The organism is Chryseobacterium sp. c4a (assembly GCF_009900745.1).
Lineage (GTDB): Bacteria > Bacteroidota > Bacteroidia > Flavobacteriales > Weeksellaceae > Chryseobacterium.
The window spans coordinates 209,722-225,544 of record NZ_WXVU01000007.1 but is presented as its reverse complement, the minus strand read 5'-3'; the positions used below and the strand labels follow the sequence as shown (position 1 = coordinate 225,544).

11 protein-coding genes are annotated in these 15,823 nt (G+C 34.7%); 3 read left to right on the top strand and 8 right to left on the bottom strand.

Features of this window, described 5'->3' with window-relative positions:
* Positions 1-100: 100 nt before the first annotated feature.
* Both GTR01_RS12010 and GTR01_RS12005 read right to left on the bottom strand, forming a co-directional pair.
* Positions 101-1,102, bottom strand: coding sequence for a glycosyltransferase family 2 protein (locus tag GTR01_RS12010; protein WP_160138076.1), 1,002 nt, complete (start codon positions 1,100-1,102; stop codon positions 101-103).
* 3 nt (positions 1,103-1,105) lie between these two features.
* Positions 1,106-2,176: a formimidoylglutamase gene (locus GTR01_RS12005; RefSeq protein WP_160138075.1), complete on the bottom strand. Its 1,071-nt coding sequence runs from the start codon at positions 2,174-2,176 to the stop codon at positions 1,106-1,108.
* A gap of 326 nt (positions 2,177-2,502) precedes the next feature.
* On the opposite strand from GTR01_RS12005, the gene GTR01_RS12000 reads away from it, so the two are divergent.
* From GTR01_RS12000 to GTR01_RS11990, 3 genes are all read left to right on the top strand, one after another.
* Positions 2,503-3,342: a hypothetical protein gene (locus GTR01_RS12000; protein WP_160138074.1), complete on the top strand. Its 840-nt coding sequence runs from the start codon at positions 2,503-2,505 to the stop codon at positions 3,340-3,342.
* 69 nt (positions 3,343-3,411) lie between these two features.
* Positions 3,412-3,936 (top strand): hypothetical protein, encoded by a 525-nt coding sequence (locus GTR01_RS11995; RefSeq protein WP_160138073.1) that lies wholly within the window; start codon positions 3,412-3,414, stop codon positions 3,934-3,936.
* An 11-nt stretch (positions 3,937-3,947) separates the two neighbouring features.
* On the top strand, positions 3,948-4,844 hold the full coding sequence (locus GTR01_RS11990; protein ID WP_185155123.1) for a hypothetical protein: 897 nt from the start codon (positions 3,948-3,950) through the stop codon (positions 4,842-4,844).
* 96 nt (positions 4,845-4,940) lie between these two features.
* Here GTR01_RS11990 and topA read toward each other — a convergent pair whose 3' ends face one another.
* From topA to GTR01_RS11960, 6 genes are all read right to left on the bottom strand, one after another.
* Positions 4,941-7,502, bottom strand: coding sequence for a type I DNA topoisomerase (gene topA / locus GTR01_RS11985; RefSeq protein WP_160138072.1), 2,562 nt, complete (start codon positions 7,500-7,502; stop codon positions 4,941-4,943).
* Between the two features lie 54 nt (positions 7,503-7,556).
* Entirely contained in the window at positions 7,557-8,705 is a 1,149-nt protein-coding gene (locus GTR01_RS11980; RefSeq protein ID WP_160138071.1) for a hypothetical protein, read from the bottom strand.
* A gap of 239 nt (positions 8,706-8,944) precedes the next feature.
* The gene (locus tag GTR01_RS11975) at positions 8,945-12,202 is read right to left on the bottom strand and encodes a T9SS C-terminal target domain-containing protein (RefSeq protein WP_160138070.1); all 3,258 of its coding nucleotides are present in this window, start codon (positions 12,200-12,202) and stop codon (positions 8,945-8,947) included.
* 305 nt (positions 12,203-12,507) lie between these two features.
* Positions 12,508-13,566 (bottom strand): acyltransferase family protein, encoded by a 1,059-nt coding sequence (locus GTR01_RS11970; RefSeq protein WP_160138069.1) that lies wholly within the window; start codon positions 13,564-13,566, stop codon positions 12,508-12,510.
* A 23-nt stretch (positions 13,567-13,589) separates the two neighbouring features.
* Positions 13,590-14,729 (bottom strand): EpsG family protein, encoded by a 1,140-nt coding sequence (locus GTR01_RS11965; protein ID WP_160138068.1) that lies wholly within the window; start codon positions 14,727-14,729, stop codon positions 13,590-13,592.
* A complete protein-coding gene (locus GTR01_RS11960; RefSeq protein ID WP_160138067.1) occupies positions 14,729-15,730 on the bottom strand; it encodes a hypothetical protein in 1,002 nt (333 codons plus the stop codon). Before GTR01_RS11960 ends, GTR01_RS11965 begins: the two co-directional genes overlap by 1 nt.
* Between the last annotated feature and the right edge of the window lie 93 nt (positions 15,731-15,823).

The following is a 15,823-nucleotide window of genomic DNA, read 5'->3' as shown; positions in this document are numbered from 1 at the left end:
CTTTTCTTATCCAGTACACATTATCTCTCCCATTAGACTGATGATGGTGATATCCTTCATCATGTTCTACTGTCCGAAACAATAGCACTTACATTTGTGTTTATATCAATTTTCTTATCAACTTTTTCTGTCCGGCAAAAAATAATAGATAAAAAATCTTTTTTTTCACTGGCAAAGATAAAAGATAATTTGTACCAAAACGATTATAGTTCAATATATCTTGAATTTTTATTTGTCTTTCTCTTATGAAAACAGAGAGCTTATCAGCCATACTGTAAAACATTTTTTCGTCTTTTACAAAAGCCAGATAAGCGAGAAAAGAATACACTCCTTCAAAGATTTGAAAGTTTTTGAGTTCTTTTTCTTTATGAGCGTATCTGGATTGGCTAAATACACTTTCTACATCCTGTACTGCTTTCAGAATATCAAGCCCCTTTTCCGTATGAGTTTTTGTAATAGAATCTGTACGTTCAAGGTATTGATAGTGAAAATTCTGCGTTTGCGCTATCATTTCACACTCCAATAACAACTGTGGAATAAGCTGAATATCTTCGAAATGAACTCCTTTTTTAAATCTTTTATGATCAAAAAGTTCTTTTTTAAACAATTTGTTGCAGGCAAAATAACTGATATCCGAAAAGACAGAGAAGTAGTCTTCTAGTTTTATTTTTTCTGGCAAATTAGGAATTTGGGTTAGTTTTTGGGTTACCTGCCCATTTTCATCCACTTTCTGGATATTACAAATTACTATTTCAGACTGATATTTTTCGGCCAGCATAAACATTTCTTCAAACATTGTTTCTGTAACATAATCATCACTGTCTACAAAACCAATATAATCTCCTGTCGCCTTATCTAATCCAAAGTTTCGGGCATCACTCAATCCTCCATTCTCCTTGGTAAAAGCTTTTATTTTATCAGGGTAATTCGCTGCATAATTTTCAATGATTTTCCCGGAATTATCTTTGCTTCCATCGTCTACTACTAAAATCTCAATATCCTGATGAGTCTGATTCACCAGAGAGTCGAGACATTTTGTCAAATAATTTTCGACATTATAAACGGGAACAATGATGGAAATTCTTGAGGGAATCTTTGTCATACATTAAAATTTCGTCAGTCTTGTATTCAACCAGCCTTTTTTAGCATCATCAAAATCTTTTCTTGAGCAAGGAACACAATTCTCTATATTTTCATCGTCACCAAAATACCACAAATTACTGAAAGTATCACGCTTAAATGCAAATTGTCTGTCATCAATTAAGACATAAAACAACTCATACTGTCTTTCTTTGGGATGGGACTGTTGAATATTAATTCCTTCAATCAAATACCAAAGCATTTGTGCCAATAGCTGATGGTTCAGTTTATTTTCCGAATAGATGTTATAATTAAAGATTCCTACTGTTTTCAGATTTTCACTCAATCCGATTTCTTTCATGTAGGCACAAATTTCTCTCCTGTTCAGTCCATTTACTTGTGGATTCATCGAGAATGCTTCACTGAAACTCTCTATAGCATCACAATTTACCGTAACCAGATCAGCTTTTCTGAAGAAAGGTTCTGTTTTTTCAGTGGAATTCATCATTTCAGCTAAGCGAATGATATCAAATTCCACTTCTTTGATCAATCGTACAGAATCCATTTCGTTCAAATGCTTCTGATAGCCTAAATGATGATAATTTTTAATGGAAAAATTCTTCGCTCCGAAAATTTTCCCCAAGAAAGTATATTCGTTAATTTCCTCTCCTTGTTTAAGAGAAATAATATTACTAATCTGAGTATAATTAATACTTTTCTGATGGAAGTTCAGTGCTGAAAACAGCGAAAAAGCAAAATCGTTCGATCCACCGATAATGACCGGAAGTGCTCTTTTATAATGACAAGCTGATAGAACTTCCTGTAAAATATAATGGGTATCCTGTACAGACTTTCCTGAAACCAAATCGCCAAGATCCACAATCGGAATCTCAAAATCCAATTGTGAAAGTTTATAAAATTCTTTTCTGACCGCTGTAAAATCCTGCACCTCTGCATCGCCACCCGCTCCTCTGTAATCTGACACAAATAAAAGAACAATACTGTCTTCTTTTATATCTTTTGTAATTCGGTTTCCAATCTGCCAGCTTTCTGTTTTAAAATTTCTTGGTGAAATGATAAAGTCTTCAAAATCCATATTTTAACTTGAAAGTGTAATAGTTTAATAATTGCTTGATCTAACAAACATACAAAAAAACGCTGCAACAGGAAATCTTGTAGAGACTTTTATTTATAAAAAAAGCCGCTAACACTATTTGTTAACGGCCTTGTATTATATAATTAATATTACTTCTTTTTGGCAAGTGTTAATTTTATCTTTTGTTTGTATCACAAATGCGTTTTTAATTTTTCCCTGCCTTTAATTTTTTTGTTGCAAATAACTGAAACTTTTAATAATATTACAACAATTATCACCAATTAGTGATAATGAATTGTAATTAACAATAGAAACAACAAATGTTTATGAGGAAAAAAATTATTCTCCGGTTGGCTCTGCTTGCAGTGCTGACATTTACTCTAAACTCTTGCCGAACGGAAGATGAAGTGCTTCCCAAAGAGGAACAAACCCAATTCAGAGTTCCTATTGAAATGTTCTTAAAGTTTGAAGAAAAAGCTCAATCTGATCCCGAATTCAGAGCGCAGAACAAGCAGGAAACCGAACTGGTTGCTCAAAAGAATGGCACTTACAATACTACGATCAACATTCCTCTATCTCCGGTGAGCTATAAAACACCATTCAGAGAAACCATAGAAGCGTTTTTTAAAAACAATGCTGCTTTAGGACAGGATTTTTATCGTGATTTTGGAAGACCTTTTTATAATGTATCTACCTATACCTATGGAAATAATTCTAAGGCGATTGCTTTTCCTATTCTACAGGGTGATCAGGTAACGGCATTTATTCATGGTATTGTCTCTCCCAACAGAGATTATGTACAGTTTACTGTTGTGCAGAATAATGATCCTGTAACATTGGGTGTAATAGCAACGCTTCAGGATGCAGTAGATAATCTATACCCTAAAAACCCTACCCCTATGGGGAAATTTGCTAAAGAGAAATATATACGGGTGAACGACATAGAGGAAATTACTATTATTAAGTTCAATGTTTTCTCCGGCGGTGGCGGCGGTTTTGGGTACCTCTTCCCTGGACGAGACTGGTGGAAAGATGCCCAATGGAAAGAACCTGAAAATATGCATTTTGGCGGCGGTGGAAACGCAATGTCCGGAGATGGTTCTAAACATAAGTTCCCGGATTATCTGGAAGATGAAAATCCTAATAAAGAAATCCTTGATAGTTAAAAAAAATATCCATGCGCACAAAGCCTTGTTGGATTATTACCAAATTTAAAAAATGACATAAGTAAAGCTATGAAGAATATTTTCAGTAATAGTAAAGATTATAACATTACCTTTAAAGCTAAAAGTGGATTAGGGGATGTAGATGGAACTACTTTTTCATCATACTCAAGTGAATTTGGAACTTTCAAAGCCGTGATAAATTTAAATGATAATGTACTAAAAAATGCAACAAAAGAGTATATACTTGTAACTATGTATCATGAAGCCGTTCATGCCTATTTAGATTATGAAAAGTTTAGACTAGGAACTGAAACTTTTCAAACTCAGTATCCGAGTGTAATTGTAGGTTACGATTATGCAGCTGATGGAACAATGGTTAATAGATACACTTTTATAGAGGGACACCAGCAAGTAGGCGGATTTTTAACAACACTACAAAATATATTGACTACTTATAATAGCAGCCTTCCTATAGAAACTGCAAAAGCGATGGCAAAAGCCGGAATAACTACTATGACTTCAACAGAAAATCAATTAAATAGAAATGAAAGAGATACCACTCTTGGAAAGCACAAGGGAACAAAATGTCCATAAAAATAAGACAAATGAAAACAAAACCTTTTTTATTTATTCTACTCTTTAGCTTCAATTTATTTTTCTCTCAAAAGTATATTCTTTTAGATGATCTAAAATCGAAGTTTCCTGTTCATGAATATACATTGGATACTCATGAGCTATATGATATCAAAAAAGACATCAATGTTTATAATGTATTTGTTTCTAAAAGTACAATTTTGCTTATTACTGTTCTGCCAGATCTGAATGAAAAAGTTCTGCCGGGATTAGATGAAAGGGGGAAAAACTGGCAAATTATCAACTTTAAAGATATCAAGGATAGAATTTTATCGAATGATCAAATCAGAAGTATAGCAACAGATTGGAAAATAAGTAACGTTCCGGAAAAGAAGACATTGGAATACCAATTAGTCAAAAAGGAAAATGAGACTTATTATATTTCAAAAATGTGTTTAACAGAATTGTTTAGTATTGGGAGTTTAAAATTTCCACTTACCTCTTCGTATGGAACAATTAATACATCTGAACAGAAAGTCACGATAAAGGAAATGGAAGCAAGCTTTAAGAATCAGTTTCCCAACAAGGATTTTATCATGGATCCTACTGTAAATAATAAAATCAGACTAATGGATGAACTATATACTGTTAGAAATTATTTTTCTAAAGAGTATCTGATAAAAGGAGATAAGGCTTATCAGTTTTGGACATTTGATGGCTGGTGGGAACATGATGGCTACAATGAATATCGTGGAATAGATCGGTTTCTGTATATACCGAACAAAGGTATTGTTGGTGGGTCTTATGATTTTTATTTCAGAAAAAATTCCGAAAGAATTACATCAAATAGTTCTTTTACGGTTTCTGATTTTAAACTCTGGGGAAACATTATTAATGAAAGAATAATGACTGCTAAAGAATTAAAGTAGTTTCATGATCAATATGCTTAGAAAATTCTAAACAATAGACTTAATTTTCAGAAAATCTCAAATAAAAACCGGTCACAGAATGACCGGTTTTTGTTATTATTTCTTCTTAGCCGCTGGCTTTTTAGCAGCTGTAGTCTTCTTTGTAGTTGTTGCCTTTTTAGCAGCAGGTTTTTTCTTCTCTGCGAAAGCATTTTTATCCTGATCTGTGATCCATTTTTTAACCTCATCCAGAGAAATTTCTTTCAATTCTTCTGCATCGTATTTGGTTTCATCACTTTTCTTTGGAATCTTGAACATTGCTTTTCCAAATTTGATGAATGGCCCCCATCTTCCGTTTTCAAGGGAGATTTTCTCTTTTTCCCATTGCTGGATATATCTGTTGGCTTCTTTTTCCAGTTTTGCATCAATCAGTTCATTGATATCACTTTGAGAAAGATTATCAAAATTATATTTCTTCGGAACATTCACAAAGATATCTTTATACTTGATAAACGGCCCGAATCTTCCTGATCCTTTGGTTACAGGTTCCCCTTTATAAGTAGCAATCGGAGCGTCTGCCTTTTTCTTCTCGTTAATGATCTCTTCAGCACGGTTTTGATCTACAGAAAGTGGATCTTCACCTTTTGGAATACTGATAAAAGTTTCCCCCCATTTTACATAAGGTCCGAATCTTCCTACTCCTACAGAAACAGCGTTTCCTTCAAAGTCATTCAGTTCGAAAGGCAACTTAAACAGCTCTAATGCTTCTTCAAAGGTAATAGTCGCAATATTCTGCCCTGTCATTAATGAAGCAAAGATTGGCTTTTCCTCATCATCTGTTTCTCCGATCTGGATCATTGCTCCAAATCTTCCGATTCTAGCATGAACATTTTTACCTGTCTTTGGATCAACTCCCAGAAGTCTGTCTCCAGTTGCACGGTCTGCATTTTCTTCTACATCTTCAATTCTTGGGTGGAATTTTGAGTAGAAATTGGTCATCATTTCCTTCCACTTCTGGTCTCCGCTTGCAATCTCGTCAAAGCTTTCTTCTACTCTTGCTGTAAAACCATAATCAAGGATCTCTCTAAAATTATCTGTTAAGAAGTCATTTACAACTTCTCCTATATCTGTAGGAACAAATTTATTTTTATCACCACCAAACTTCTCATCTAAAACGACTTTCTTAATCTTGTCATTCACTAAAGACATTTTGATGACTTCACGAGTATGTGGTTCGATTTCTCTTTTATCCACATATTCTCTGTTTTGGATGGTCTGAATTGTTGGAGCATAAGTAGAAGGTCTACCAATTCCTAATTCTTCTAATTTTCTAACCAATCCGGCTTCCGTATATCTTGCACTTGGTCTTGTGAATTTTTCTGTGGCCGTAATGGATTTATAATTCAATACTTCACCAACTTTTACTTTTGGCAATAGTTTTTCATTGTTTTCTTCATCTTCTTCATCAGTTTTCACGATACCGTAAGCTTTTAGGAAACCATCAAAGATGATGACTTCTCCTTGTGCCTCAAAATGATGTGGAAGTGAAGCATTTCCGATCTCAATAACTGTTTTTTCAATTTTAGCATTCGCCATCTGAGAAGCTAATGTTCTTCTATAGATCAATTGATACAGTTTATTCAACTGTGCATCACCAATGCTCTTTACACCAAAATCTGTAGGACGAATGGCTTCGTGAGCTTCCTGTGCAGAAGCTGATTTTGTAGTATAATTTCTTGGAGAAGAATATTCTGCTCCATATTCTGAAATAATTTGTTTTTTAGCACCTTCAATAGCTTCCTGAGAAAGGTTTACGGAGTCTGTTCTCATATAAGTAATGAACCCTTCTTCGTATAGTCTCTGAGCCAGACGCATGGTATTGGTTACATTGTATCCTAACCTTGATGAAGCTTCCTGCTGTAATGTAGAAGTGGTAAAAGGAGCGGATGCAGAACGTGTTCCAGGCTTTGTTTCTACATTCAGAACTTTAAATTCTGTAGTTTTTGCCTGTTCTAGGAATTTTTCAGCTTCTGCTTCTTTTTCAAAGTCTTTTTTAAGTTTAGCTGCAATTTCCTGTGCTGTATTATTCAAGAAGATTCCGTCTAGTTTAAAACTTGCTTTAGGGACAAATTCACGGATTTCTTTTTCTCTTTCAACAATTAATCTTACGGCTACGGATTGTACTCTTCCTGCAGATAATCCTGGTTTCACTTTCTTCCATAAAACCGGAGACATTTCAAAACCCACGATTCTGTCCAACACTCTTCTTGCCTGCTGAGCGTTTACTAAGTTTTGATCAATATCCCTTGGATTTTCAATTGCTTTTAGAATGGCATTTTTAGTAATCTCGTGGAAAACAATTCTTTTTCTGTTTTCGGGCTTCAGTTTCAATTCATCTGCTAAGTGCCATGCAATAGCTTCTCCCTCGCGGTCTTCATCGGAAGCCAGCCATACCATCTCTGCTTTCTTTACTGCAGCCTTTAATTCTGTTACCAATTTCTTCTTGTCTGCTGAAACTTCGTAATCAGGACTAAAGGTGGCAAGATCTATTCCCATTCCTTTTTTAGGTAAATCCCGGATATGCCCGAAACTGGATTTCACTTCAAAATCCTTACCTAAATATTTCTGAATAGTTTTTGCCTTTGCCGGGGACTCTACGATTACTAAATTTTTCGACATTCTAAAAAAAATTTTTTGCAAAAGTAAAGCTTTTTTATTATATACTTTTTGAAATCACATTTTATTTAACAATTCCAGCGGAGCAACAAAAAGTCTGTAGAGTATTCCCTCGAAGGTGAAGCCCTTTCCGGACATTTCAACTCTATACAGCAGAGACAGCAGTATAATAGCCATTGTTATATAAAATTTCCGATTAATAATTATTGGCTCATAGACATATATAGAGTCTCCTTTTTTCAACATCATAGCCAAAAGAATAATCATGAGCATCATATGAATATACATCCATCTTCCCCAGTCTATAGCCAGATAAAACAGTGGAAATGAAAAGAGAAAGGCTCCGATTAATAAAATATATAAAATCTTTCGGCCTTTTAGATATTTTAAATAATAGCTGATATGAAGTACGCTTATTCCTAAGCTGATAAAGTAAAGCAGATATTCGTTAAGATGTTCTTTAATATATTGTCTTTCATCAATATTCCAATAGAAAATACCATAAGTAGGATGCACTCCCCTTCTGCTCAGGATTTCCAGTGACATTCCCTCATTCACATTTTTCCCCCACACAATAATTGCAACAGCAGGAATAGAGGCCGCCAGGAAATACTTGATATATCTTTTGATCTCCAACTTCCCATTTTTCAAATACAGTGCAATGGCAAAATAAGGAATATAAAAGAGGGTAACCTCATGCAGAAGTGTACTTATAAAAAGAAATAAACAGAAAACATATTCTTTATATTTTGACAATTTATCATGATCCAGAAGGTAAACAAAGTAAGTAAACAAAAGAAATACGATGAATTCTTTTTTCCCTACATAAGTTACAGTGTTCAAAAGCCCTACAAACCCAATGGATGACAATAAGAGTGAGAGATAAAGCAAGTCTGTCACCTTATATCTAATAAGTTTTGTATACAACCCAAAAAACAATGAAATGATAAGAAACTGAAAGAAGTAGACAATATAATTAAGACTGAGCCCTGTTATATCCTGAAGAATAAAAAAGAAACTTCCGGACAGTCCTCTTCTTTTGAAACCTCCGTCTTCATAGTTGATCAACCAGTCTGCCAGAATATATCCATCGTCTTTAAGATTAAAAGCAAGGGTAAAAGCAAGGGTGTAAATTGCTGTAATAGCGATCAAAAAATAAATAAAGATCTTAATATTAAAATGTTGCACAAATTTTTCTAACCTCATAGTGTATTTTTAAAATCCGCAAAAAGGAAAGAACAAACGGTACTGCATCTTTTCCTAATTTTTACAAGTGCTAAAATTATGAATTTACACTTATCCAAAGGCATATATTTCCTTTTTTTAATACGAACAATCCATTATCTGGAAGTAAATTCCTTTTTTAAACCATAGAAACAAACAATAAAGCCGGCTCAACAATGAACCGGCATTTTTTGATGATCGTACTCTGTAATTTTACTATTTTATTTTTTTCCTTTAACAAATCTTGCATTGAGTGTAATTAAATCTTTGGGAATCCCATTTATCGTAGCTGGTAAAGCTGTAACCTGATCTTTAGGAATGGGGCCTAATTCATTTCCATTGGCATCCAATTTTATTTTCACACATCTGCAATTCATTCCGAAATAAGGGTCATTATTATCATGGAATGCCAGCATCCGGTTTGCATTAGAAGCAGCATCCCAAAGAATATTGATAGGTCTTCCTATATAATTTGATAACAAAGCACCAGTCCAGATCCCCGGATATTGGAAATTAATCGTATTATAGCTTCCTGCTGCATTTTGATTGGTAATGACACTTCTAAAACCTCTGGATCCTGAATTTGGATAACTTCCCACTGTATAAGATGGGTCATTAAAAGCATACCCTATAGTAGAAGTTGTGCTGGGATTCCTAACTCTTGTTCCTAAATAATCGGTAAGTACGCTAAATGCTGTTGCTACATTTTTGCCTTTTTTATACCATGGAGAAATCCCAAAATCCTGATTTGCAGTAATAGAAACACCTGTAAGATCCGGAATTCGCCATCCTTCCGGGCAAGGATCAAAAGGGGATTTTGTAGTTCCTCTTCCCCATCTGTCCGGGGCTAAATTAGGCTCATCTGCCAACCAATCTGTTCCGTTTGTAAAATTTGGTGTAGCACTGTTGTAAGCTGCAAAAGTACTTGGAATCATATAAACTAAAGGATTCTTCACTGAATACATTACAACTTTTGAAACCTTATCTGCAATTTTGTCTGTTGGTAACACGTTTGCATTGGCTGAATTTGTATAGGTATTAAACGGGACGATATAACTTCCTGCCAGATTATTATAAGTGGCTACCGTTAAAGGAGAATAAGTCACTGTTCCATCCGCTCCTGCTGTTCCTAAAAACACATTAAACGAGCCTCTGTTATCTGCATATTGAAAAGTTGGGAGAGGATCTTTTCTTCCCCATTGATAATGCATTCCGGTTGAAGCTCTGATTCTTGCAAGTTCAGCTGCTGTAGGTGTTAATGGATTGGCAACTACCGGAAAAGCATCTGTTGCTCCCAGGTTTCTGTCCATAAACTCTGTTTGTAAGGGTGATGCTCCTTTATCAACATAATTCACATAATTGGTAACTGCTGTATTGGGTAATTCTGTCGTATAAGGGATGGAAGTAACCGGAGTATCTGTAACCCAAACATGCCAGCTCCAATATACAGGATTTGTAATGCTTCCATTATGCAGAGTAATTACTGCATTTCCACTTTGATTGGGATTAATTGTAACCTGAATTTTCGTATTTGAAATTCCTTCTAATGAAATTGGTGATCCGCCAGGAATTGTCACTTTACTGATTAACCCAGCGTTTGTACTCCAGAGAACATTTGCTTTCAAATTATTAAAACTCGACGCAGAAAGAATCTCTTTATTATTTAACATTTGACTTTGAACAGAAAATGCTTTACTTATTGGAATATCAAGAGTGGTCATGGTAGTATTTTTCACTACCTGATAGGTATTCGGATTATTAATTCCGTCTTTAAATTCAACAACGGCAGGCAAATATTCTGGTGGGAAATCATAGCCGTCCAACACATACAACGGATCTTTTATACAGCGGCAAGCATTAGCACCAGAAGTTTCTCCGGCAGCCAACGGCATATACCAGTATCGTCCTTTCACATTCGGAAAAGCAGCATCCGGAATATCAGGCTGATCTTTATCCGGAACCATAAACAATGCACGAGCTCCGACAACCGGAGTATTATCAAAATGTTTGGCCATGGTAGCTGTCCATAAACCAATATGATGCTGATCCGTATATTGTCCCTGATGAACTGTAAGCCCTAGTTGCCCCGTTCCTGGAAAAAGCCCCATATTAAAACCATTCACATTGGATAGATCAAAGCCTGTATTGACATACAATTTAAAACCTTTCATATAGTTCGGTGTATTAGTATCCGTTGGCTTTATCACGTGATATTTATTGGCTTCAAAAGTATTCTTCCCCATATTCGTTCTTACTCCAAATGGTGAAAAGTCTAATCTCACATCATCTACATAGGATTGAGAGGCTAAATTAGCAACCAGCATAGAAGGAATTCGCCACCCGTTTGGACAAGGATCATAGGACGATTTATCCTGATAAGGTTTAGCATTACTATCATCATTATAATTTGCACTTACCTTTCCCTGAGCATTGTCTGACCATAAATTTAATTCTGAAAGCTGTGAATCCGGAATAGTTGCAGATCGTCCAAACCAATTGACCATCAAGGCTGCATTGTTATTATAGTAAGCGGGCCCTGAATTATCATCTTTATTCACATAAATAAGGCTTAACGGATTTTTTATTGAAAGCTTCATATTATTACTAACTTCCGCATTGGAAAGCAGAACAAATTTTCTAAGGTCATCAATTTTGACAGCACCCGTAAAATTTTTGGCTCCTCTGTGCCTCACCCTCCCTATTGATCCTGAAACTTCATAAAAGTCATCTCCTTTTAAAGCTAAAGGCGGGATAGGATCTTTTCTTCCCCATTGGTATAGGAGTCCACCATTTTTATTCCACTCTGTTGCTGTGATTGAGTTTCCGATGGCCCCCAGGTTTCGATCCATCCATCCCCATTCAAAATCGGGAATCAATTCAACCGTTCCGTTGTTTCTTTGTCTTGATACTTTTGTAAAACTTTTGTAAGTGGAACCATTCGCTGGATTATCGGTAACCCAGATATGCCATGACCAGAAGATCTCACCATTGACTTTTAAAGCTACAACAGCATTCCCTTCTTTCGATTTATTGATGGGAATTTTTATTTTCGCATTCTCTCCAGAGCCTATTATTTCAAGAAGGTACCCTACCCCCGACTTTATCAGTCCGGGATTATCTTCCCAAAGAACATCTGCTGTAACTTGTCCGGCAGGAATTCCTGAAGGCCCAATAATCTTATCCTGTTGCCACATTGCATAAGCTTTTTTCACAGGAACATATAAGCCTTCATTATTCTGACTTGGATCGAAAAGATAGCTGTTTGGTGCTTTTGTCCAGTCTCTCAAATCATTAAAATCAGCTTTTCTTGCTGTTTTATCAACCTTCTCCGAAGGTTTTATTATCGTATCCTGAACTTTTTTTTGAAATTTTCCGATTGAGCTCGTTTGTTCTTTCAGCCCCATACCCTGGATAGAGTAGTTACATACCAAGACAAGGCAAATAATTGCCCCCATTTTTTTTAATATTGATTCTTCCATGTCACTGATTTTTTATATAAACACAAGTACACCCCTATACTTTTGATATAAAAAAGCTATATAACAGACCATTAATTATGACATAAATCAATTATTAAACGAATTATTTAATATTATTATTTTATAATTGAAAAATAATTAACACAGGATCAAAAAATACACCAAAAGGTTAAAAAACACTTAACACTACACTAGCAATGAAAGACTTACCTATAATTAAGCGATACAGCATCTCGGATTGAGGATATAATAAAGACACATTGAACAAGTATTTAAATAAAAGAAACGGCATCTATACCGTTTCTTTATTTTATATTTTTAAGCAAAAGTTTTAATTTTTTCTGAATCGGGGGTTCAATATATTTTGCCACGAGATAGGCGATAGGAATAACAAGCGAAAAAGAAATAATGGGCAACAGCCAATAGGGAACAGGAATATGTTTATCAATCTTCACCATCCATGCGATCATCATATTTTCATGCAGCAAATAAATAGGATAACTCACAAAGCCAATAAAAGTAAATAGCCTCATAGAAAAGAAACGTTCCATCTTATCCCAAAATAACGCTCCCACAAAAATAAGAACCAGTATGAGAAGGTATACATTTCTCGTCATGTCCTGAAGTCTGTACATATAGAACATCGCACATATTGTAGCAATAATAAAGGCATATAGATATCTTTTATCCCTTTCCTTATAGTAAATATAGATTAACGCTCCTGCAACAAACCATCCAAAATACACAAAATTTCCAATGTAAGCTTTAAACTTCAACAACTCCAAAGGAAGCAAATGGTGAAATTCCAGGATCTGGTAAGAAACAGCCACCAGATAAATGATAAAGATTCCCAGCAACGCCAGATTTCTTTTAAACAGATAATAAAGTGCCCCGAAAATAGCGTAAAATTTCACTTCAATATATAAAGACCAGAATGATGATTCTAAAACGGGAAAATCTGTTTTAAAAATACGTTCAAGCAGCCCTTCGTCTACGAATAATATTCCCGGAAGCAATGATTTAAGCTCTGGAACCCCCAAAGGTCTTTCAGAAAAGAATCCGGCAGTACAATAGATCATCAAGGAACAGATTAGCATACTTGGAAAAAGTCTCACCCATCTGTTTTTAATAAACTGAATAAAACCGGGTGTTTTTTCCATAGACATCAGAATGACAAACCCGGATATCAGAAAGAAAAGCTGCACTCCAAGATCTCCATATTTGACAAGGATATTATCTTTATACAAATCTCCAAAAGGGTAATTTTTTCCCCAAATATAATATCCATGGAAAAGAAAGACCAACAAAATAGCAAGCCCTCTTAAACCATCTAAAACCAATATTCTATTTTTCTGTTCAGCCATATATGATAAAATATAGAACCACCTTACGGAAGAATATGGTTATGATAAAGATCTATCGTGAATCTTCCTGCTGTAATGTTTTTAAACATGGAAAATACCACAAAATTAAAAATCACCAAACATATAATGAAGCTATGTATTGCGGTCCTCATTCCTTTAGAAACCACAAACATGGTATTCGGAATTAGAATATAAGAAAACGCCAGGAAAGTCCCCGTTAATCTGGATGAAAAGATAGGGTTATTTCTAAAGATAAAATAAAAGCAGATTCCTATTACAGTATAATTTCGGTGGTATTCATAATAAGGATATTTCTCTTTCATTTTCGTATCAAAAATAAAGAGGAAGGCTGTACAAATAGCCAACATAGCCTCCGGAATTCCAAATCCACCATTCAACCTTTCTACAGACTCATTAACATAACCGTTGAAACCATCTACCAAGGTATTTTCTTTCGCCATACTTCCCAATAAATCTCCAAAGTAACGATAGACCTCAAATGGAGAGAGAAATACTGATATCAGAATAAAAAGAAGCATCCACATTTTATTCAGTGGAATCCTGGCTACCCAATACATTGGAAGCATCAGATAACAAACATTATGGATACCCGCCGCGAGGTAGATCCATAAAAGGTACATCCACAGATTCCGTTCTTTTATATACCTAATTGCCCAATATGCCATGAAACATCCTAAGTTTTGTCTGATCTGACCACTCTCTCCAATAAAGAATCCCGGAATAAAGACAAAAAGTAAAAAGGTAAAGGGATAATGGGTATTCTCTTCAACAAATTTTGTTTTAAAAAATGTCACCAATGCTGCAATTACAAAAGTCAGCATATAAAAGGGGGCATCAAAAATATTGAGAAGAATCTTATTAATCAAAACATAGAGCCATTCCTGCTCCACAACCTGTGGCCCTTTTATGGAAAGTGCAGAAAGAAAGATACTCAGATAATCTTTTGTATCCGAATATACATAGATCCCTATATAACTTCCATAATCCGGCCCTACATCATCACGAAACCCTGCAATAATAACAAGATATATTGCTAAAATATAAAGTGCCTGTTTATTCGTTTTCCCAGAATATACTTCTTGAAAACTGTAAATCAACATATAGATGATTGCAATGATATAATAGGGGTGCAATAAACTCATTATACGGATATGGTATTTTTAAATTGATAGGAAGTAAAAATAAATCCCGTAAGAATTAAAGGGATAAATAATCTGACCTCCCAAAAAAGTCCCACCATGGCAATCATAACCAGGTAAGGAATCGCGAAGAACAGATATTTTCTGATCAATATTTTTCCTTCATCATTACACAACAGATAACTGAAATATAAGCTTAATGTTCCAAACAAAAGACCGCTTACATTAAAAGGGCTGCTGAAATTATCCAGAAAATAAATCCCTTCCACAAAAGAAATATCCTGATGAATTGTCATTCTAAGCCCCGCATAAGGGACAATAAAAGCAATCACCAAAAGTATAAGTTCTTTTATAAAAGTAAAATCCTTCTTTTTCAATTTTTCAAAATCAATACATACAGCGGCAAAAAAAGAAATATTCAGGCATGAAGTTTCTCTTGCCAACGTAGAAATACATACCACCGCACATAAAAGAATAAAATCTATTGCTTTTCTATGCTGCAAATACCTCAACGTAAGTAATGCTCCTGAAAGATAAAAGAAAATTGCAATAGAATCACAATTTGTGGGAACATACTGTGTAATAACAATAAAAAAAATGGCCAGCAGATGGATCATTCTTCTGATGTTCAAATTCAAAAGAATTCCTGCAGGTTTTAATTTAAAAATTAAATGTAGAATAACCGAAGACAGCACAAAAAAGAAACTGTTGATCAGAAAAATACTATGATAGAATAATGTTCCCTGTTTCAAAAGAAAATTTTTCAGAAAGGGAAGATAGTTGTTTACAATAAACGTTACCACCTCAGTAACATGTACACTCAGATAATTCGGGATTATTCTGTAAGCATATACAGAAGAGAACATAAAGTCCGGAGCCTTCTCCATGGTCTTCAACCTTACATAGGAAGACTCAAAACCGTAGTAGGACATCGCAAACAGTAAAAATGGGAGTACTGCTACAAATAGGAATCCGTTTATTTTTTCATCGTTTTTTGTCAACATATCAAAAACAGATTCTTATTTTTTTAATAATAATTGTGGTTTAAAATACATTTCATCAAAAGGGAACTTTTGCAAAAGTAGAATAATTTTTTA